Here is a 21,162-nt window from a genome sequence, read left to right as displayed (position 1 = left end):
CGCCACAAGGTCACACCGCCCTTTTCAACCCTCAGCTATAGACACGGCCAAGGAGCTGCCGATGGCTTTCAAACTGATCGAGCACGTCCCGGGTGATCTGCTCCGGGGTGAAGCCCATCAGGTCGTATTCCTGGCTGCCGTTGTGCAGGTAAACCTCGGCGCGGTAATAGCGCGTGCGCTCTTCCTCGGCCTCGGTGGACTCGCTCGGCGTGGCCAGATAGCCATCCAGGCTCACCTCGTAGACAAACGGGTTGCCCTCTTCCATCTCGATCCGCACGCCCATGCAGCGCTTGGATTTGCCCAGCAGGGTCTGCACGTCCAGACCTTGGGCACGCAGCAATTGCGCGGCTTCTTCCAGGGCCGGGGTGACTTTCTTGTCCATAAAGCGCTGCACCACCGACTGGGTCGGTTGCAGGTCCAGGGCGGTCAGGCGCTCGCTGAAACCACGACGCCCACGTTCCGCCAGTTGCGCCTGCTCCTGTTCGATCTGCACGTCCTGGCGCATGGCCTTGTGCAAACCGAACATGAAGAAGATCAGCACCACCGAGAACGGCAGCCCCGCCAGCACCACCATGGTTTGCATGGCTTCGAAGTTGCCGGCGAACAGCAGGCCGATGGTCACCAGGGTGATCACCGCCGACCAGAAGATCCGCAGCCAGTGCGGCGCGTCTTCGTCAACATTGCCGCCTTTGCAGGACAAGTTGGCCATCATCACCGCGCCGGAGTCGGCCGGTGTCAGGAACAGCACGAAGCCGACGAAAATCGACACACCGATCACCACCTTCGACGCCGGGTAGTGCTCCAGCAATTGGTAGATGGCCATGGACGGCTGTTCCAGCGCCGTCTTCCCAAGCTCCACCGCCCCATGGTTCATCACCAGGTCCAGGGCCGAGTTACCGAAGATCGACAGCCACGCCAGGGTAAAGCCCAGGGGAATCAGCAATACGCCCGCCACCAGTTCACGCACCGTACGGCCACGGGAAATACGCGCGATGAACATGCCGACAAAAGGTGCCCAGGAAATCCACCAGGCCCAGTAGAACAGGGTCCACAGGCCCAGCCAGCGATCGGACTTGGCGCTGTCGCCCTCGTACACATAGAGGTCGAAGGTTTTCAGCACCACGCCGTTGAGGTAGTCGCCGATGTTCTGCACAAAGCCGTTGAGCAGGTGCAGGGTCGGGCCGAACAACAGCACGAAAATCAACAGGCCGCTGAACAGCACGATGTTCAGGTTGGACAGGCGGCGGATACCGTTTTCCACGCCCGATACCGCGGCGATGGTGGCCACGGTGCTCATGACGATGATCACGATCAGCAGGTTGGTGTTGCTGTGTTCCATGCCGAACAGGTTTTCCAGCCCCGACGACACCTGCATCGAACCGATGCCCAGGTTGGTCACCAGGCCCAGCAGGGTCACGAACATGCCGAAGCCGTCCACCGCGTGGCCCGCCGCGCCCTTGACCCAACGCTCGCCCACCAGCGGATACAGCGCCGAACGCAAGGCCAGCGGCTGGTTATGCCGGTAGGCAAAATAGGCCACGGCCAGCCCGACCAGGGCATAGATCGCCCAGCCATGCAGGCCCCAGTGGAGGAATGTCAGCTGCACCGCCTGGCGCGCGGCCAGGTTGCTGCCAGCGACACCTTCGGGCGGGTTGAAGTAGTGATCCAGCGGCTCGGACGCACCGAAGTACAGCAGCGAGATGCCGATACCGGAAGAAAACAGCATGCCGGCCCAAGCGCCGTAGCTGAAATCCGGGGTGTCGTCCTTGCTGCCCAGCTTGAGCTTGCCGTAGGACGAAAACGCCAGGCCCACCACGAACACCAGGTAGGCGGCGATCACCACCATGTAGTACCAGCCAAAGCTGCGGGACAGCCAGGCCTGGGCAATGCCCAGCATGCTGCCGGCCTCTTTCGGGGCGATGATCAGAATGGTGGTCAACAACAGAATCAACGCGGTAGAGGTGTAAAACACCCAACCGTTGACCCGCACCTTCTCTGGTGGGGTCTTTATAAGGGAGGCAGAACTCATTGCACAGATGCTCCAGGCAGTGCGAGAGAAGAACGCAAGGCAACGCGATACCCGACCAATCGGTTAGTTGGCAGCCGACCGGCGGGTGATATAAAGACACCCCGAAAAAAAACCGAAACCGCAGAAGTCACATTGAGCACCGGTATCCAAGGCTTGCCACGAGCTGTTCGTTCGTCACTGGCCCCAAGAGCGTCCCGCCCCGTCAACACGTCCGTTCCAGCCGGTTCTTGCCATGCCACCTGTCAGTTTTGGAGCTATTTCGGAGGTCGTTTTTCCGCCCTCTACACGCAGGAAAAACCTGTAGGCAGCGACGATTTGTCGCAGATCTTATTCTTTGTTGATTGAACGTTCAATCAAAACAAAATAGACTGGCCCCTACGCCGGTAGCCGTTCTACGTCTGCCGGCAGGCCTAAGGAGAGGTGCAAGATGCCCAAGGTCGGTATGCAACCCATACGCCGCCAGCAATTGATCGAAGCCACGTTACAGGCGGTCGATCAGGTCGGAATGGGGGACGCCAGCATTGCGCTGATCGCCCGTTTGGCCGGTGTCTCGAACGGCATCATCAGTCACTACTTTCAGGACAAGAACGGCCTGATTGCCGCCACCATGCGGTACCTGATGAACGCCCTGATAGAGAACGTCACCGAGCGCCGTCAGGCGCTGAAAGATGACAGCCCGCGGGCCCATCTGCAGGTGATTATCGAAGGCAACTTCGACGCCAGCCAGGTCAATGGCCCGGCAATGAAAACCTGGCTGGCCTTCTGGGCCACCAGCATGCACCACCCGTCTTTGCACAGGTTGCAGCGGATCAACGATCACCGCCTGTATTCCAACCTGTGTTGCCAGTTCCGCCGTGTCCTGCCGCTGGATCAAGCACGCAGCGCAGCACGAGGCCTGGCAGCCCTGATTGACGGTTTGTGGTTGCGCGGCGCGCTGTCCGGAGACGCCTTCGACACCACGCAGGCGCAACAGATCGCTTACGAATACATGGATTTCCAATTGGCTAAGCAGGAGCGCTAGAGCACACAGAGACGCTCGGCCCCCTGAACTGCCGCTGATCCGCGATGCCCCAGCTACAAGGCCCGCCCAGCGGTTAACGCCAACCACTTATGCACTTGCGAGGACTATATGGCCCGTTTCGAACTGCAAAAACTCTACATCGACGGCGGTTATACCGACGCCAGCAGCGACGCCACCTTCGAAGCCATCAACCCGGCTAACGGTGAAGTCCTCGCACAAGTGCAACGTGCGACCAAGGACGACGTCGAGCGCGCCGTGGTCAGCGCCGAAAAGGGCCAGAAAATCTGGGCCGCCATGACCGCCATGGAGCGTTCGCGCATCCTGCGTCGCGCCGTCGATATCCTGCGTGAGCGCAACGACGAACTGGCCGCCCTGGAAACCCTGGACACCGGCAAATCGTTCTCCGAAACCAAATACGTCGACATCGTCACCGGCGCCGACGTGCTGGAATACTACGCCGGCCTGGTGCCCGCCATCGAAGGCGAGCAGATCCCACTGCGTACCACCTCGTTCGTCTACACCCGTCGCGAGCCCCTGGGCGTCGTAGCCGGTATCGGCGCCTGGAACTACCCGATCCAGATCGCCCTGTGGAAATCCGCTCCTGCCCTGGCGGCCGGCAACGCGATGATCTTCAAGCCAAGTGAAGTCACCTCGCTGACTACCCTGAAACTGGCCGAGATCTACACCGAAGCCGGCCTGCCGGACGGTGTGTTCAACGTCCTGACCGGCAGCGGCCGTGAAGTCGGCACCTGGCTGACCGAGCACCCGCGCATCGAGAAAATCTCCTTCACCGGCGGCACCGACACCGGCAAGAAAGTCATGGCCAGCGCTTCCAGCTCCTCGCTGAAAGACGTGACCATGGAACTGGGTGGCAAGTCGCCGCTGATCATTTTCGACGACGCCGACCTCGATCGCGCCGCCGACACCGCGATGATGGCCAACTTCTACAGCTCCGGTCAGGTCTGCACCAACGGCACTCGCGTGTTCGTACCGAGCCACCTGAAAGCCGCTTTCGAAGCCAAGATCGTCGAGCGCGTTGCACGCATCCGCATCGGCAACCCGGAAGACGAAAACACCAACTTCGGCCCGCTGGTCAGCTTCGCCCACATGGAAAGCGTGCTCGGCTACATCGCCAAGGGCAAGGAAGAAGGGGCCCGCGTCCTGTGCGGCGGCGAGCGTCTGACCCAGGGTGACCTGGCCAAGGGTGCGTTCGTGGCGCCCACCGTCTTCACCGACTGCACCGACGAGATGACCATCGTCCGCGAAGAAATCTTCGGCCCGGTGATGAGCATCCTGACCTACGAAACTGAAGAAGAAGTCATCCGTCGTGCCAACGACACCGACTTCGGCCTGGCTGCCGGTATCGTCACCAAGGACCTGAACCGCGCCCACCGCGTGATTCATCAGCTCGAAGCCGGTATCTGCTGGATCAACGCCTGGGGCGAATCCGACGCGAAGATGCCGGTTGGCGGCTACAAGCAGTCGGGCGTGGGCCGTGAGAACGGCATCAGCTCGCTGAATAACTTCACCCGCATCAAATCGGTACAGGTTGAGCTGGGCGATTACGCCTCGGTGTTCTAAGACCCGATTGAGCCTGGCATGGCCCCTGTGGCGAAGGAGCTTGCTCCCGTCGGGCTGCGAAGCAGCCCCATTCCAGGCACCACCGTTCTTTCAGACAGAACTCGAGCGCTGACTTTGCGACTGCTGCGCAGTCGAACGGGAGCAAGCTCCCTCGCCACAAAAGCAGCCTGAACCAACTTTTACGAGGGTGCATTTATGTCCCAAGAATACGACTACATCATTGTGGGTGCCGGTTCCGCCGGTAACACCCTGGCGACCCGTCTGACTGAAGACGAAGGCGTCACCGTGCTGCTGCTCGAAGCAGGCGGCCCGGACTACCGTTTCGATTTCCGCACGCAAATGCCGGCCGCCCTGGCGTTCCCGCTGCAGGGCCGACGCTACAACTGGGCCTACGAGACCGATCCCGAGCCGCACATGGACGGCCGCCGGATGGAATGCGGTCGCGGCAAGGGCCTGGGTGGCTCGTCGCTGATCAACGGCATGTGCTACATCCGCGGCAACGCGATGGACTATGACAACTGGGCGAAACTGCCAGGTCTGGAAGACTGGGATTACCTCAACTGCCTGCCGTACTTCCGCAAGGCCGAAACCCGCGACATCGGCCCCAACGACTACCACGGTGGCGAAGGCCCGGTCAGCGTGACCACGCCCAAGGCCGGCAACAACCCGCTGTTCCACGCCATGGTCGAAGCCGGCGTGCAGGCAGGTTACCCACGCACCGAAGACTTGAACGGCTACCAGCAGGAAGGTTTCGGTCCGATGGACCGCACCGTCACACCTAAAGGCCGTCGTGCCAGCACCGCTCGCGGTTACCTGGACACCGCCAAAAAGCGCTCGACCCTGACCATCGTCACCCACGCCCTGACCGACAAAGTACTGTTTGAAGGCAAGCGTGCAGTGGGCGTGCGTTACCTGATCGGCGCCGCCGAAGAGCGCGTTGAAGCCCGTGCCCGCAAGGAAGTGCTGGTGTGCAGCGGCGCCATTGCCTCGCCGCAAATCCTCCAGCGCTCCGGCGTCGGCCCGGCCAAGCTCCTGGAAAGCCTCGACATCCCGGTGGTCCACGACCTGCCGGGCGTCGGTGAAAACCTGCAGGACCACCTCGAGCTGTACCTGCAATACGCCTGCACCCAACCGGTGTCGCTGTACCCGTCGCTGCTCTGGTACAACCAGCCGGCCATCGGTGCCGAGTGGCTGTTCAACGGCACCGGCATCGGCGCCAGCAACCAGTTCGAAGCGGGCGGTTTCATCCGTACCCGTGAAGAATTCGAGTGGCCGAACATCCAGTACCACTTCCTGCCGGTGGCGATTAACTACAACGGCAGCAACGGTGTGAAAGAGCACGGTTTCCAGGCGCACATGGGCTCCATGCGTTCGCCAAGCCGTGGCCGGATCCAGCTCAAGTCGAAGAACCCGCGCGAGTACCCGAGCATCCTCTTCAACTACATGGCCACCGAGCAGGACTGGCAGGAATTCCGCGATGGCATCCGCCTGACCCGGGAAATCATGCAACAGCCTGCACTGGACGCGTTCCGTGGCCGGGAAATCAGCCCGGGCATCGACGTCCAGACCGACGAGCAACTGGATAAATTCATCCGCGAGCACGCCGAAACCGCGTTCCACCCGTCCTGCTCGTGCAAGATGGGCACCGACGAGATGGCCGTGGTCGATGGCGAAGGCCGCGTGCATGGCATGCAGGGCCTGCGGGTGGTCGATGCGTCGATCATGCCGATCATCACCACCGGCAACCTCAACGCGCCGACGATCATGATCGCCGAGAAAATCGCCGACAAGATCCGTGGCCGCCAGCCTCTGCCACGCAGCACCGCCGACTACTTCGTGGCCGGCGACGCCCCGGTACGTGGCAAGCCGCTGCGTGACGTGAGCCGCACCGCGCAGTAAAACAGCCTGGCGCCGACCGCAACGGTCGGCGCCATCGCGGTCTCCCCGCCTCCCACGCCACACCCCATCCAGCCCATTGCACCGACTGCGTCCTTGATCGCAGCCTTGGGCAGCGGCTACAGTTCTGCACCTGTCTCGCCCATCCCCAGCGCACCGCGGACATTATCCCGAGCCCACCGTCGCCTGTTACCTATCGCGGCCGGTTTGCTGGCGATAGGGCCCGCAGCGCGCCGCGCTTCACCAGGAGGTCACCCATGTTCGACTTTCACCCCCAGCTCAAGCAGCGCTTCGCTGCCTTGCGCACGGGCGGCGAATTTTTCTCGCTGCGCTATGTACGTGAATCCGGCCAGCACCTGTCGGTGCGCAAGAACGTGGCCGAACCGCCCAGCCTGAGCCGTGATGAAGGCGCGATGCTCACCGTGCGGGTCAACGGCGTCGAAGCCTATGCCGCCACCAACGACCTGTCCCAGGCCGGCCTGCAAGCCGCCCTGCAACGGGCCGAACAGCAAGCGCGGCTGATCGCCGGGCATGCCCTGCTCGACTTGCGCCAGCAGGCGGTGTCCAGTGACCGCGCTGACTACTTTTCACCCAACCTCGACCAACCCTTCCCTTCCCTGAGCGATTGCTACCAGATGCTCAGCGAGGAATCCGCCGCCGTGCCCAAAGACGAGCGCCTGGTCAACTGGCAGGTGAGCATCGGCATCACCCAGGTCGAGCAGATCTACCTCAACAGCGCCGGCGCCGAGTTGCGCCAGGCCCAGCGCTTCGTCTACCCGGGCCTGGATGTGACCGCCTACGACGGCAGCGACAGCCAGACCCGGACCCTGGGCCGCGACAACTTCGGCCAGCAGGGCGGCGCCGATGTCATCAGCCGCTGCGGCCTGCTGGGCGCCGGGGCCCAGGTCGCCGACCAGGCGCTGCAATTGCTGCTGGCGCCCAATACCCCCCAGGGCCCGCGCGACCTGCTGCTGATGCCGGACCAGATGATGCTGCAGATCCACGAGTCCATCGGCCACCCGCTGGAGCTGGACCGGATCCTCGGCGACGAGCGCAACTACGCCGGCACCAGCTTCGTCAAAGCCCAGGACTTCGGCAGCCTGCAATACGGCTCGCCGCTGCTCAACGTGACCTTCGACCCGGAGATCCCCGAAGAGCTCGCCAGCTACAGCCACGACGATGACGGCAGCGCCGCCAGCAAGCAGTTCCTGATCCGCGAAGGCTTGCTGCTGCGTCCCCTGGGCGGTGCGCTGTCGCAATTTCGCGCCGGCCTGAAGGGTGTCGCCAACAGCCGTGCCTGTGGCTGGAACCGCGCGCCGATCGACCGCATGGCCAACCTCAATATCGAGCCGGGCGAGCACTCCCTGGAACAACTGATCGGCGGTATCGAGCACGGCATCCTGATGTCCACCAACCGCTCCTGGTCGATTGACGATGCGCGCAACAAATTCCAGTTCGGCTGCGAATGGGCGCAGTTGATCGAGAACGGCCAGCTCAAGGGCGTGGTGAAGAACCCCAACTACCGGGGGATCTCCGCGCAGTTCTGGCGCAACCTCAGTGCCGTTGGCGACCGCAGTACCTTCAAGGTGCTGGGCACGCCCAATTGCGGCAAGGGCGAGCCGAACCAGGTGATCCGCGTCGGCCATGCTTCGCCGGCCTGCGTATTTCACAACATTGATGTGTTTGGGGGAGATGCCTGATGAGCACCGATATGAGTCAGGCCGAACAGTTCAAGGCCCTGGTCGACTGGCTGCGCGACGCCCTGCGCGAGCCGGAGCAGTTCAGCCTGAGCTACGCCGCCGAGTCCTCGGCATTCATTCGTTTCAACCACGCCCGGGTACGCCAGGCCGGGCACGTGCAGCAGGCCAGCCTGGAATTCAAGTTGATCGACCAGGGCCGCCACGCCGACCTCAGCATCACCCTGGCCGGCGACCCGCAGGTGGATCTGCAACGCCTGGCCGAAGGCCTGCAACAACTGCGCGAAACCCTGCCGTTATTGCCTGCTGACCCGTACCTGCTGCTCAACCACAACGGCTGGCACAGTCAGAACGTGCAGGAGCGGCCACTGCCCGACACCGAGCAGGTGGTGGCGGAAATCGGCCGCGCCGCAACGGGCCTGGACCTGGTGGGGTTCTACGCCGCAGGCCCCGTCAGCCGCGGTTTTGCCAGTTCGGCCGGGGCCTTTGGCTGGCACCAGGCCAATAGCTTCAACTTCGACTTCAGCCTGTTCCACGACAACGGCCAGGCGGTCAAGGCCTGCTACGCCGGCGACCTGTGGAACAGCGCCGACTTCGCCAGGCGCTTCGAGCAGGCACGGGAGCAACTGGCGTTTCTCGGGCGGCCGCTGCGCACCCTGGCCCCCGGGCAATACCGCGCGTATCTGGCGCCAGCGGCCCTGGAAGAAATCGTCGGCATGCTCAGTTGGGGCGGCTTCTCGGCCCAGGCCATCGCCAGCAAGCACAGCCCGCTGCAGAAGCTCTACGCCAACGAGGCCAGCCTGAGCCCGCTGGTGTGGCTCGACGAACAGGTCAGCGGCTCCTTGAGCCCGGCCTTCTCCGATGAGGGCTACCCGAGCGAAGACGTGGCGCTGATCACCGCGGGCGCCGCCAGCGGCCAACTGACCAGCTCGCGCAGCGCCGCCGAATACGGCCTGACCACCAATGGCGCCAGCGGCGGCGAATACCCCGGCGCGTTGAGCATGCGCGGCGGGCAATTGCCGCAGCAGGAGATTCTCAAGCAACTGGGCACCGGCCTGTACATCAGTAACCTGTGGTACCTGAACTACTCGGACCAGCCCGCCGCGCGCCTGACCGGCATGACCCGCTTCGCCACCTTCTGGGTGGAAAACGGCGAGATCCAGGCCCCGGTCAGCACCATGCGTTTCGATGACAGTGTCTACAGTCTGCTGGGCACGCAGCTTGAGGCCCTGACCCAGGAGCGCGAGCTGCTGCTGTCGCCCAGTACCTATGGCCAGCGCCAGACCGCCTCGACGCACCTGCCCGGAGCGCTGATCAGTCGCCTGACCCTCACTCTTTGAAAACAGCTGCAAGCGCGAAGCTTCAAGCTTGTGGCTCAACGCTTGCCGCTTGAAGCTGCTCCTTATAGAGGTCCTATGCCCGAACGCCCGGTTCTAGATGCCACCACCGCCCGCTGGCTGCCTTGGGTGGTGGCCATCGCGTTTTTCATGCAGTCCCTCGACGGGACCATCCTCAATACCGCCCTGCCGGCCATGGCCCGGGACCTGGCGGAAAACCCGTTGCGCATGCAGGGCGTGGTGATCGCCTACATGCTCACGGTGGCGCTGCTGATTCCGGCTTCCGGCTGGATCGCCGACCGCTTCGGCACCAAGAAGATTTTCTTTGGCGCCATCTTGCTGTTCAGCGTCGGCTCCCTGCTCTGCGCCATGTCCAACACCTTGAGCCAGCTGATCGGCGCCCGGGTGATCCAGGGCCTGGGCGGCGCCCTGATGCTGCCGGTGGGCAGGCTGGTGGTGCTGCGCGCCTACCCGCGTTCGGAGCTGGTGCGGATCATGGGGTTTATCACCATCCCCGGCCTGCTCGGCCCGCTGATCGGCCCGACCATGGGCGGCTGGATGGTGCAGTACATGACCTGGCACTGGATCTTCCTGATCAACCTGCCGGTGGGTGCCATCGGCTGCTACGCGGTGTGGCGGTTTATCCCCGACCTGCGCGGCAGCGAACGCACGCGCTTCGACGGCCTGGGCTTCCTGCTGTTTGGCGCGGCGATGGTGCTGATCACCATTGCCATGGAAGGCCTGGGCGAACTGCACCTGCCGCACCTGCGGGTGATGTTGCTGCTGTTTGCCGGCCTGGCCTGCCTGGCCGCGTACTGGCTGCGCGCCGGGCATATCGAGAACCCGCTGTTTGCGCCTTCGCTGTTCAAGGTGCGGACTTTTGCCGTGGGCATTCTCGGCAACCTGTTCGCCCGCCTGGGCAGCGGCGCCCTGCCGTTCCTGGTGCCGTTGCTGCTGCAGGTGGCCCTGGGTTACTCGCCGTCCCAGGCCGGGATGAGCATGTTGCCCCTGGCGGCCGCGGCCATGCTCGCCAAGTCCGTGGCCCGACCGCTGATCGAGCGCCTGGGCTACCGCGTGGTTCTCACCGGCAATACCCTGGCCCTGGGGCTGATGCTGGCGAGCATGGGCCTGGTCACCGAGCACACGCCTTATCCGCTGCTGCTGGGGATGCTGGCGGTGCTGGGGGCGATCAACTCGCTGCAATTCACCGCGATGAACACCGTGACCCTGATCGACCTCGACGACGCCTCGGCCAGCAGCGGCAACAGCCTGCTGTCGGTGGTCGCGCAGTTGTCCCTGAGCCTGGGCGTAGCCTGCGCCGGTGCCCTGCTCGGCGGCTTTACTGCCGAAGTCGGCAACGACGGGGTGGATACCGTGCTCGGCGCCTTCCAGCTGACCTTCCTTACCGTGGGCATCATGGCGATGCTGGCCGCCGCCATCTTCCTGCAGCTCTCGCCCAAGGACGGCAAACGCAGCAAACCGGTGGAAGAACATATCGAGCATTGATCGGTAAATAGGCGACACGCTGCGCTGGCCAACAACGCGACAGGCCCGGTATACACCGGCGCCTGGGCCTGCCAGCGCAGCCTTCGGCAGCGGCAACGGCAATGGCTGCTCGTCCAGAATTTGCAGGTTCGGCGAGCGAGGCTGCTACACTGCGCGACATTTTGTTTTGCAGGCCAGTCCCGTGACCACCATCGCCACCGCTTTTAATACTTTGCCGCTGTCCGCCGCCATGCTGGCTAACCTCGACTCCCTCGGTTATGCCCAGATGACGCCGATCCAGGCGCAAAGCTTGCCGGTGATCCTCAAGGGGATGGATCTGATCGCCCAGGCCAAGACCGGCAGCGGCAAAACCGCAGCCTTCGGTATCGGCCTGTTGAACCCGATCAACCCGCGTTACTTCGGTTGCCAGGCCCTGGTGCTGTGCCCGACCCGTGAGCTGGCCGACCAGGTGGCCAAGGAAATCCGTCGCCTGGCCCGCTCCGAAGACAACATCAAGGTCCTGACCCTGTGCGGCGGCGTGTCCCTCGGCCCGCAGATCGCCTCCCTGGAACACGGCGCACACATCATCGTCGGCACCCCGGGTCGCATCTCCCAGCACTTGCGCAAGGGCTCGCTGAAACTCGACGGCCTCAACACCCTGATCCTCGACGAAGCCGACCGCATGCTGGACATGGGCTTCTACGACCCGATCGAAGAAATCATCGCCCACACCCCCGAGCGCCGGCAGACCCTGCTGTTTTCCGCCACCTACCCGGTGGGCATCAAGCAGCTGGCCTCCAAGTTCATGCGCGACCCACAGCAAGTGAAGGCCGAAGCCTTCCATGCCGACAGCCAGATCGAACAGCGCTTCTACGAGATTTCCCCGGAAGAGCGCATGGACGCCGTGGTCAAGGTGCTCAACCACTTCCGCCCGCAGTCCTGCGTGGCCTTCTGCTTCACCAAGCAGCAAGTGCAGGAAACCGTCGACCACCTGACGTCCAAGGGCATGTCCGCCGTGGGCCTGCATGGCGACCTGGAACAGCGCGACCGTGACCAGGTGCTGGCGATGTTCGCCAACCGCAGTACCTCGGTACTGGTGGCCACCGACGTCGCCGCGCGCGGCCTGGATATCGATGCCCTGGACATGGTGATCAACGTCGAGCTGGCGCGGGATTCGGAAATCCACATCCACCGCGTCGGCCGTACCGGTCGGGCTGGCGAGAAAGGCATTGCCATCAGCCTGGTCGCACCGTCCGAGGCCCATCGCGCCCAGGCCATCGAACAGCTGCAGAAGTCCCCGCTGAACTGGGACCAGCTGGACAACCTGCCTTCCCAGGGCGGCGGTCCACTGCTGCCGGCCATGAGCACCCTGTGCATCGGTGCCGGGCGCAAGGACAAAGTGCGCCCGGGCGACATCCTCGGCGCCCTGACCGGCGATGCCGGGATCCCCGGTGCCCAGGTTGGCAAGATCGCGATCTTCGACTTCCAGGCGTATGTGGCGGTCGACCGCACCATCGCCAAGCAGGCCCTGCAACGCCTGAACGACGGCAAGATCAAGGGCCGCTCGCTGCGGGTCCGGATTCTCTGATCCCGGCCCTCTGATAGAGGGTCTAAAGGTGGGAGCTTGCTGTGGCGAGGGAGCTTGCTCCCGCCCGAGCGCGCAGCGCTCGCAAACCCTGCGGCCGCAGCTTGACTGACCCGCCGCGCCGCCCCAGTAAGCTCCCGCGCCACAGACACCCTGCACCGCTCGACCCCAGAATTTTAGAGGACACCGTTTTGCGCTCTACCGAAGTCGTGATCATTGGCGCTGGCGCCGCAGGCCTGATGTGCGCCCTGACCGCTGCCGGTCGTGGACGCCAGGTGATGTTGCTCGACCACGCCAACAAGGCGGGCAAGAAAATCCTGATGTCCGGCGGTGGCCGCTGTAATTTCACCAACATGTACACAGAACCGGGCAATTTTCTCTCGCAGAATGCGCACTTCTGCAAATCCGCCCTGGCCCGCTACACCCAGTGGGATTTCATCGCCATGGTGGCCAAGCACGGCGTGCCGTATCACGAGAAAAAACTCGGCCAGTTGTTCTGCGATAACAAGTCCAGCGACATCCTCGGCATGCTGCTCGACGAGTGCGACCAGGCCGGCGTCAGCCTGCACCTGGATACCTCCATCGAGCAGATCGAAAAGCTCGAACACGGCTACCAGTTGCACACCACCCTCGGCCCGTTGCAGTGCACGTCCCTGGTGATCGCCACCGGCGGCCTGTCGATCCCGACCCTGGGTGCCACCGGCTTTGGTTACCAGGTGGCCCGCCAGTTCGGCCACGAGCTGCTGCCGACCCGCGCCGGGCTGGTGCCGTTCACCATCACCGACCAGCTCAAGGAGCTGTGCGGCGAGCTGTCCGGAACCTCGGTGGACTGCCTGGTGAGCTGCAACGACCAGAGCTTTCGCGAGAACATCCTGTTCACCCATCGCGGCCTCAGCGGCCCGGCGATCCTGCAGATTTCGTCATTCTGGGAGCCGGGCGACACCGTGGAGATCAACCTGCTGCCGGACCACGACGCCCTCGACTGGCTGAATCAACAGCAGGCCGAACGCCCCAACAGCGAATTGAAAACCCTGCTCGGCGAGATCTTCACCAAGAAGATGGCCAACCTGCTGGCGGACAACTGGTTCGTCTCCAAGCCGATGAAGCAATACACCCACGCCGAAATCGCCGAAATCGCCGAGAAACTGGCGAGCTGGACACTGGTGCCGGCCGGCACCGAAGGCTACCGCACGGCCGAAGTGACCCTGGGCGGCGTCGACACCCGCGAAGTGTCGTCCAAGACCATGGAGTCGCTGAAAAGCCCGGGGTTGTACTTTATCGGCGAAGTGCTGGACGTGACCGGGCACCTGGGGGGCTTCAATTTCCAGTGGGCCTGGGCTTCGGGTTACGCCGCCGCGCAGTACGTCTGAGGCGGCGACTCTTGCCGCGGGAGGCGTGAGCGGTACAAGGAAGGAACAGATTTTGCTCCAGGATGTGACGACGCCATTGCGCCGTCGTCAATACTGGCTCAATTTACCCAGATCGCCGCGGAAGGCCCTCCCCACTTCATGTCCTCGACCTCTTTTCGCCACTCCCTGCGCCGTCTTTGGGCACTGGATAAATTCAGCTACAGCGTGCGGGTGTTTATCGCCCTGACCGGCAGCATGGCGCTGTGCTGGTACCAGGACGAGATGGGCTTGCTGATCCCGCTGTTCCTGGGGATTATCGCCAGCGCCCTGGCCGAGACCGACGACAGCTGGCAGGGCCGCCTCAACGCCCTGGCCGTGACCCTGGTGTGCTTCAGTGTCGCGGCCTTCTCGGTCGAATTGCTGTTCCCCTACCCCTGGATATTCGTCATCGCCCTGGCGTTGGCCAGCTTCGGCCTGACCATGCTCGGTGCCCTCGGCGAACGTTACGGCGCGATTGCCTCGGCGACCCTGATTCTGTCGGTCTACACCATGATCGGCGTGGATCAGCGCGGCGGGGCGGTCACCGACTTCTGGCACGAACCGGTGCTGCTGGTGGCCGGCGCCGCCTGGTACGGCCTGCTCTCGGTGCTGTGGCAGGCGCTGTTTTCCAACCAACCGGTGCAACAGAGCCTGGCCCGGCTGTTTCGCGAGCTGGGGTATTACCTGAAGCTCAAATCGTCGCTGTTCGAGCCGATCCGCCAGCTGGACGTCGAAGCCCGGCGCCTGGAACTGGCGCAGCAGAACGGCAAGGTGGTGGCGGCACTCAACGCGGCCAAGGAAATAATCCTGCACCGGGTCGGCAATGGCCGGCCGGGGTCCAAGGTCAGTCGCTACCTGAAGCTGTACTTCCTGGCCCAAGACATCCACGAGCGAGCCAGCTCCTCGCACTACCCGTACAACGCCCTGGCCGAGGCGTTCTTCCACAGCGACGTGCTGTTCCGCTGCCAGCGCCTGCTGCGCCAGCAAGGCAAGGCCTGCCGGGCCCTGGCCGAGTCGATCCAGCTGCGCCAGCCATTCGTCTACGACGCCAGCTTTGCCGAAGCCCTGAGCGACCTGCATGCCTCCCTGGAACACCTGCGGATCCAGAGCAACCCGGCCTGGCGCGGGTTGCTGCGCTCGCTGCGGGCCCTGGCGGCGAACCTCGGGACCCTGGACCGCTTGCTCAGCGATGCCAGCAACCCCGACGCCCTGGCCGACGCCACCGACAGCAGCCTGCTGGACCGTTCGCCGCGCAACCTGAAGGATGTCTGGCTGCGCCTGCGCACCCAGCTGACGCCGACGTCGCTGCTGTTTCGCCATGCCCTGCGCCTGCCGCTGGCGCTGACCATCGGCTACGGCATGGTGCATTTGATTCACCCGTCCCAGGGCTACTGGATCATCCTCACCACGCTTTTCGTGTGTCAGCCGAACTACGGCGCCACGCGGCGCAAGCTCGGCCAGCGGATCATCGGCACCGCCATCGGCCTGACCGTGGCCTGGGCCCTGTTCGACCTGTTCCCGAGCCCGCTGGTGCAGTCGTTGTTCGCGATCGCCGCCGGCGTGGTGTTCTTTATCAACCGCACCACGCGCTACACCCTGGCGACGGCGGCCATCACCCTGATGGTGCTGTTCTGCTTCAACCAGGTCGGCGACGGTTATGGGCTGTTCTTGCCGCGCCTGTTCGATACCCTGCTGGGCAGCCTGATCGCCGGCCTCGCGGTATTCCTGTTCCTGCCCGACTGGCAGGGCCGACGCCTGAACAAGGTGCTGGCCAACACCCTGACCTGCAACAGCATCTACCTGCGCCAGATCATGCAGCAGTACGCCGCCGGAAAAAGCGACGACCTGGCCTACCGCCTGGCCCGACGCAACGCCCACAACGCCGATGCGGCGCTGTCCACCACCCTGGCCAATATGCTGATGGAACCCGGGCACTTCCGTAAGGAAGCGGACGTCGGCTTCCGCTTCCTGGTGCTGTCCCACACCTTGCTCAGCTACCTCTCGGGCCTCGGCGCCCACCGCGAGACCCAGCTGCCGGCCGAAGTCCGCGAACACCTGATCGAAGGCGCCGGGGTCAGCCTGGCGGCCAGCATCGACGAAATCGCCCAGGGCCTGGCCAGCAAAACCCCGATCGCCATCCAGAGCGATGCCGAAGAAGCCCTGGCCAATGAGCTGGAGCAAATGCCGGATGAAATCGACGAAGGCCAGCGCCTGGTGCAAAGCCAACTGGCGCTCATCTGCCGGCAGCTCGGCCCCCTGCGAACCCTGGCCGTCCACCTCATAAGAGCAGAGTGAGGCAGCGGCAAGAGGTACGGCTCCAGCTTGTGGCTTGCTGCTAACAGCTTGCCGCTGCCCCTCTCCTACATACCGTGTTCGCGCAAGAGCCGGTCGTAACTGCCATCGGCTTTCATCTTGGCGATTTCGCGGTCGAAGCCGGCGACGATCTTGGCGTGGTCCGGGTTTTTCAGGCTGACCAGGATATGCAGGCTGTTTTCGCTCAGGGGCTTGGGCAGGAACTCCACGGCATTGCGCACTCGCGGTGATTCCCGGGCCAGGTAATAGCGGGCGACGTACTCGTCTTCCAGGGTCAGCTGAACCCGGTCGGCCGCCAGCATGCGCACCGCCATGGCGAAGTTGTGCACCGGGACTTTCTGCAACAGTGGGTCGTTGTCGAATTCGGGGGAGTAGGCGTAACCGCGGACCACGGCAATCGGGTATTCGTGCAACTGCTTGAGGTCCTGGTATTCCAGAGGGGCGTCCTTGCGCTTGATAAAACGCACCCGGTTCAGCAGGTACTCGGCGGAGAACTGCCCCAACTGGGTTCGCGCATCGTTGTACCAGGCGTTGACCAGCACGTCGTAGCGGCCCTCGCCCACCCCCATCAGCGCCCGGGCCCAGGGCACCTGTTCGAACTCGCTGGGGTAGCCAGCACGGGCCAGGGCGGTGCTGACGATATCCGTGGCCAGGCCGCCATTGACCAGGGTGGCATCGGTAAACGGCGGCCAGACGTCGGCCACCAGGCGCAGCTTTTCCGCGGACGCGCTCTGGCCCAGCAACAGCAATCCAATCAAAGCAAACGCTCGATGCAATCGCGGCATGCTCAAAGATCCTTAGCGGGCGCGGAGCCCTGCGTGATTTCGGCGGAACCCGAGGTTCTGCTGGCCACTGCGTGGCCACATCCCGGACCTAACATTAGCTCATGGGAGCCAGTGCAAAGCGCTCGATTGCAGATTACACAAAGAAGACAGAACCCATCCAAAACAATGATGGCATTTTGATCTACCTCACATAAATCCTCGCCCCCTACCGCCCCGCGCAAGACATCCTGGAGAGGGACGCTTAGTATCGCTGCACAGTTTTTGACAGGACGTGAACATGACAATCGATTGGGTCTGCAAACACCACACTGACCTGGGCAAGGAACAGTTGTACGCCATTCTGCAGCTGCGCACCGAGGTGTTCGTGGTCGAGCAGAAATGCGCCTATCAGGAAGTCGATGGCCTGGACCTGGACGGCGACACCTGCCACCTGATGGCCTGGGACAACGACCGCCTGGTGGCGTATCTGCGCCTGCTTGACCCGACATCCCAGGGCGGCGATGTGGTGATCGGCCGCGTGGTCATCGCCCCCGAAGCCCGCAGTCAGGGCCTGGGCCACACCCTGATGGAGCACGCCCTGGTGCAGGCCGAGAAGTACTGGCCCGGCACGCCGATCTACCTCTCGGCCCAGGCACATTTGCAGGGCTACTACGGCCGCTACGGCTTCAGCGTGGCGGGTGAGGAATATGTCGAAGACGGCATCCCCCACATCGGCATGCGCAAGGCTTGAGTCGACGCGGCTTCGGCGGTGTTCAGGGGTAGCCCAGCACCGCCTTGATCTGTGGCAGGTGGCTGGCGATCCAGCCCTTGTCGATCGCGCCCCAGTCCTGCACCTGGTAGCGCCCGGCGTGGTTGCGCGCCCCATCCTGCTGCTCGAACTCGCAGACGATGTCCAGGTCCGCCAGGGCGGCGATGGTGTCCTGGGCGGTGCGCCGGGGCATGCCCGTGGCCTCGGTCAGCGCCGGCACACTGCTGGCCAGCCCGCTGTCGATCAGGTACGCCACGTACAAGCGCCGGTAAAAGCTGCTTTTGGTCTTGCTCACATCCATCGCCTACTCCTTGTTGCTTGGGTTATCCCACCACGTCCGCCTTGCCCTGCAGGTCACGCCAGGTGAGGTAGACCCGCAGGTCGAATTCCAGCTGGTGATAGCCCGGCAGCATGTGCTCGCAGAGCTTGTAGAACGCTTTGTTATGGTCCGATTCCTTGAAGTGCGCCAGTTCGTGCACCACGATCATGCGCAGAAACTCCGGGGCGGCCTCCTTGAACAGCGAAGCGATGCGGATTTCCTTCTTGGCCTTGAGCTTGCCGCCCTGCACCCGGGAAATCGCCGTGTGCAGGCCCAGGGCGCGGTGGGTCAGGTCCAGGCGGTTATCGAACAGCACCTTGTCCACGGCCGGCGCGTTGCGCAGGTATTCCTGCTTGAGCTCCAGCACATAGCCGTACAGCGCCTTGTCGCTCTGCACCCCATGCTTTTGCGGATAACGCTGGCTCAGGTAGTCGCCCAAGCGCCCCTGGGCGATCAATTGGCGGATTTGTTCTTGAAGAGCGGCCGGGTAGGCCTGGAGGTATTTCAAGGCGGTCATGGGGCGGCAACAGAGTCACGAAAGGTCGCCAGTGTAGCGAATTCAGCCCGGTAACGCGCTCCAGTCGAAGGGCTGGGCAAAGCGCTGGGCGTCGCTGGCCATCAGCGGCCGCGCCACCAGGAAGCCCTGCACGTACTGGCAACCGTTGGCTTGCAGCCATTGATATTGCTCGAGGGTTTCCACGCCCTCGGCAATCACCAGCAGCCCGAACTGCTTGCACAAATCGATGGTGCTGCGGGCTATCGCCGCGTCGCGCGGCGAATCCGGCAGGCGCGCGATCAGGTGCCGGTCGAGCTTGAGGGTATCGAGCTCCAGGTCGCACAGATGGGCCAGGGAACAGATGCCCGAGCCAAAGTCATCCAGCGCCACCCGCACCCCAAGGTGACGCAGCAGGCGCAACTGTTTGCGCGTCTCGTCAGGGTTTTGGAGCAGGGCCTCCTCGGTGACCTCGACCTCCAGCTGCCGGGGCTGCAGGCCGTGACGCTCAAGGACCTGGCGCAATTCGGTGACCAGGTTGGGCAAGCCGAACTGGGTGTTGCTCAAGCTGATGGCCAGCACCATGTCCTCGCTGAACAGGCCCTGCCAGCGCCGGCGCTGGGCGCCGCCGCGGTGGTAGATCCAGCTGCCCAGGCGACTGATCAGCCGCGCCTCTTCCAGCAACGGCAGAAACAGCCCCGGCGGGACGTCGCCGACACTCGGGTGCTGCCAGCGCAGCAACGCCTCGAAGCCACGCAGGCGGCCGTCGGCAACCGCCACCTGGGGTTGATACACCAGGTTGAATTCCTTGTGCTTGATGGCGTTGCGCACGCTGTCCTCAAGCATCAGCCGCGAGCGCGCCCGGCCGTTCATTTCATGATCGTAGTAGCGATACTGCTGGCGCCCGGCACGCTTGGCCTCGTACATGGCGATGTCGGAGGCACGCAGCAGGCCATCGAGGTCGGCGCCGCAATCGGGGTAGGTGGCAATGCCGATGCTGACGCCGAGGACGATATCCAGGCCATCGATCTGCTGACAGATCGACACCCGTTCGATGAGTTTTTCCGCGATCTTTGCTGCCTGTTCCGGCTGTTCCAGGTCCAGCAAGGCGGTGAATTCATCCCCCCCCATGCGCGCCAGGATGTCGAACGAACGCAGGCAGGCTCGAAACTGCTCCGAGACCCAGCGCAGGACCCGGTCACCGGCATCGTGCCCCAGCGAATCGTTGACCCGCTTGAAGCCGTCCAGGTCCAGGTACAGCAGCACCAGGGACTTTCCCGGGCGCTCCTGGCGCAGCAGCAGGTTCTCCACCGTCTGGTAAAACCCCCGACGGTTGAGCAGGCCGGTCAAGGGATCGGTCACGGCCTGGTATTCCAGTTGCTGGTGCAGATGACGCACCTCGGACATGTCCAGCACCGTGACCACCATGGCCTTCTGCTCAGTGGACAGCGGCGCGCAGGACAGGGCCACCGAGACGTGCTGCCCGGTGCGGGTACAGAGCGTGGCGTCATGCAGGCGATAGGTTTCGCCCCGGGCATAGCTGGCGTAGAACTCGGAGTCGCGCCAGACCGGCATCTGCGGTTTTTGCACAAAACTGAGCAGCGCACTGCCTTCCAGGCTGTTGTCCTGGGCTTCGAGCAGACGCGAAATCGCCGGGTTGGCAAACTCGATAAGCCCGCCCTCGCCCACCACCAGGATGCCTTCGGCGGCATTGGCCAGCACCGAGGCGTTGAACGCCCGGGCGGCTTCCAGTTCGTGGCTCAGGCGCTGCAAGGCGCGGCGGTTGCGCTGCTGTTCCAGCAGGGTCTGCACCTTGGGCTTGAGGATTTGCGGATCGAAAGGCTTGAACAGGTAATCCACGGCGCCGCTGGCGTAGCCCTTGATCACCGCGGCCTGGGATTGTTCGTTGGCGGTCAGGAAGATGATCGGGGTCAGGCGCGTGCGCTGGCTGCCACGCATCAGTCGCGCCACTTCGAAGCCGTCCATGCCGGGCATCTGCACATCCAGCAGCACCAGGTCGACCTCGTGTTCAAGCAGCAGGTTGAGGGCCTCGATACCGGATGCAGCCGTCATGACCTGCCAGTCCTGGCGCTGCAGCAGCGCCCGCATGCTGATCAGATTCTCGGGGTAATCATCAACGATCAAAAGGACTGAGCTGCCATCACCTGGCTTGGGTTGCGCGCATTCCATGCTGCTTCTCTTGTGTGCGTAAGGCCGGAAACCGAAGAAAACCGGACAAAAACTGAGTCTTCACTCTAGACCCGGATCCGGCAAAGCAGAAGCTGTCAAAAGGACATCACCGTGCCAAAGCAGCGGGCACCCGACTAACGGTCACCGGCGAAAGCCCCGTCTCAAGGGAAAAAACGCAGCAGGACAAAGGCTTGACGTCAAGCATCCGCCAGACGGGCGTTAACCGCGATGCCTTCTACGTTATAAAGACCACCCTGAAAAACCGCAGGCTAAAGCCTTGCGTGCCTGCGCCTGC

15 protein-coding genes are annotated in these 21,162 nt (G+C 63.6%); 10 read left to right on the top strand and 5 right to left on the bottom strand.

All coding sequences use genetic code 11. From position 1 onward, the window contains the following. Positions 1-31 precede the first annotated feature (31 nt). The gene (locus CF161_RS04350) at positions 32-1,972 is read right to left on the bottom strand and encodes a BCCT family transporter (RefSeq protein ID WP_256206343.1); all 1,941 of its coding nucleotides are present in this window, start codon (positions 1,970-1,972) and stop codon (positions 32-34) included. A 484-nt stretch (positions 1,973-2,456) separates the two neighbouring features. On the opposite strand from CF161_RS04350, the gene betI reads away from it, so the two are divergent. The 9 genes from betI to yccS all read left to right on the top strand — a co-directional run bounded on the left by betI (position 2,457) and on the right by yccS (position 16,314). Continuing rightward, positions 2,457-3,050 (top strand): transcriptional regulator BetI, encoded by a 594-nt coding sequence (betI, locus tag CF161_RS04345; protein WP_020295347.1) that lies wholly within the window; start codon positions 2,457-2,459, stop codon positions 3,048-3,050. A 108-nt stretch (positions 3,051-3,158) separates the two neighbouring features. Beyond that, the gene (gene betB, locus CF161_RS04340; RefSeq protein ID WP_020295346.1) at positions 3,159-4,631 is read left to right on the top strand and encodes a betaine-aldehyde dehydrogenase; all 1,473 of its coding nucleotides are present in this window, start codon (positions 3,159-3,161) and stop codon (positions 4,629-4,631) included. A gap of 195 nt (positions 4,632-4,826) precedes the next feature. Continuing rightward, positions 4,827-6,530 (top strand): choline dehydrogenase, encoded by a 1,704-nt coding sequence (betA, locus tag CF161_RS04335; protein WP_020295345.1) that lies wholly within the window; start codon positions 4,827-4,829, stop codon positions 6,528-6,530. Between the two features lie 254 nt (positions 6,531-6,784). Then, positions 6,785-8,227: a TldD/PmbA family protein gene (locus CF161_RS04330; RefSeq protein ID WP_020295344.1), complete on the top strand. Its 1,443-nt coding sequence runs from the start codon at positions 6,785-6,787 to the stop codon at positions 8,225-8,227. Further along, positions 8,227-9,564: a TldD/PmbA family protein gene (locus tag CF161_RS04325; RefSeq protein WP_020295343.1), complete on the top strand. Its 1,338-nt coding sequence runs from the start codon at positions 8,227-8,229 to the stop codon at positions 9,562-9,564. Before CF161_RS04330 ends, CF161_RS04325 begins: the two co-directional genes overlap by 1 nt. A gap of 75 nt (positions 9,565-9,639) precedes the next feature. Beyond that, positions 9,640-11,067, top strand: a complete 1,428-nt coding sequence (mdtD, locus tag CF161_RS04320) for a multidrug transporter subunit MdtD (RefSeq protein WP_020295342.1) — start codon at positions 9,640-9,642, stop codon at positions 11,065-11,067. Between the two features lie 229 nt (positions 11,068-11,296). Next, positions 11,297-12,634, top strand: coding sequence for an ATP-dependent RNA helicase DbpA (dbpA, locus tag CF161_RS04315; protein ID WP_371106511.1), 1,338 nt, complete (start codon positions 11,297-11,299; stop codon positions 12,632-12,634). Between the two features lie 188 nt (positions 12,635-12,822). Beyond that, the gene (locus tag CF161_RS04310; RefSeq protein WP_020295340.1) at positions 12,823-14,001 is read left to right on the top strand and encodes an NAD(P)/FAD-dependent oxidoreductase; all 1,179 of its coding nucleotides are present in this window, start codon (positions 12,823-12,825) and stop codon (positions 13,999-14,001) included. Between the two features lie 138 nt (positions 14,002-14,139). Continuing rightward, positions 14,140-16,314: a YccS family putative transporter gene (gene yccS, locus CF161_RS04305; RefSeq protein ID WP_020295339.1), complete on the top strand. Its 2,175-nt coding sequence runs from the start codon at positions 14,140-14,142 to the stop codon at positions 16,312-16,314. 65 nt (positions 16,315-16,379) lie between these two features. Here the strand turns inward: yccS and CF161_RS04300 are convergent, their stop codons facing one another. Continuing rightward, entirely contained in the window at positions 16,380-17,117 is a 738-nt protein-coding gene (locus CF161_RS04300; protein ID WP_020295338.1) for an ABC transporter substrate-binding protein, read from the bottom strand. Between the two features lie 277 nt (positions 17,118-17,394). Here CF161_RS04300 and CF161_RS04295 point away from each other — a divergent pair, with 277 nt between their 5' ends. Further along, positions 17,395-17,847: a GNAT family N-acetyltransferase gene (locus tag CF161_RS04295; protein WP_020295337.1), complete on the top strand. Its 453-nt coding sequence runs from the start codon at positions 17,395-17,397 to the stop codon at positions 17,845-17,847. 22 nt (positions 17,848-17,869) lie between these two features. Here the strand turns inward: CF161_RS04295 and CF161_RS04290 are convergent, their stop codons facing one another. The 3 genes from CF161_RS04290 to CF161_RS04280 are packed head-to-tail and all read right to left on the bottom strand — an operon-like array spanning position 17,870 to position 20,867. Continuing rightward, positions 17,870-18,166, bottom strand: a complete 297-nt coding sequence (locus CF161_RS04290) for a helix-turn-helix domain-containing protein (protein WP_020295336.1) — start codon at positions 18,164-18,166, stop codon at positions 17,870-17,872. A gap of 22 nt (positions 18,167-18,188) precedes the next feature. Further along, positions 18,189-18,701, bottom strand: coding sequence for a M48 family metallopeptidase (locus CF161_RS04285; protein ID WP_020295335.1), 513 nt, complete (start codon positions 18,699-18,701; stop codon positions 18,189-18,191). Positions 18,702-18,743: 42 nt separating this feature from the next. Beyond that, positions 18,744-20,867: a bifunctional diguanylate cyclase/phosphodiesterase gene (locus CF161_RS04280; RefSeq protein WP_020295334.1), complete on the bottom strand. Its 2,124-nt coding sequence runs from the start codon at positions 20,865-20,867 to the stop codon at positions 18,744-18,746. Positions 20,868-21,162: the final 295 nt, after the last annotated feature.

This window comes from Pseudomonas sp. CF161 (assembly GCF_000416215.1).
In the GTDB taxonomy this organism is placed as follows: domain Bacteria; phylum Pseudomonadota; class Gammaproteobacteria; order Pseudomonadales; family Pseudomonadaceae; genus Aquipseudomonas.
Note: the sequence above shows the minus strand (reverse complement) of the source record. Positions and strands in the feature narration are given on the sequence as shown.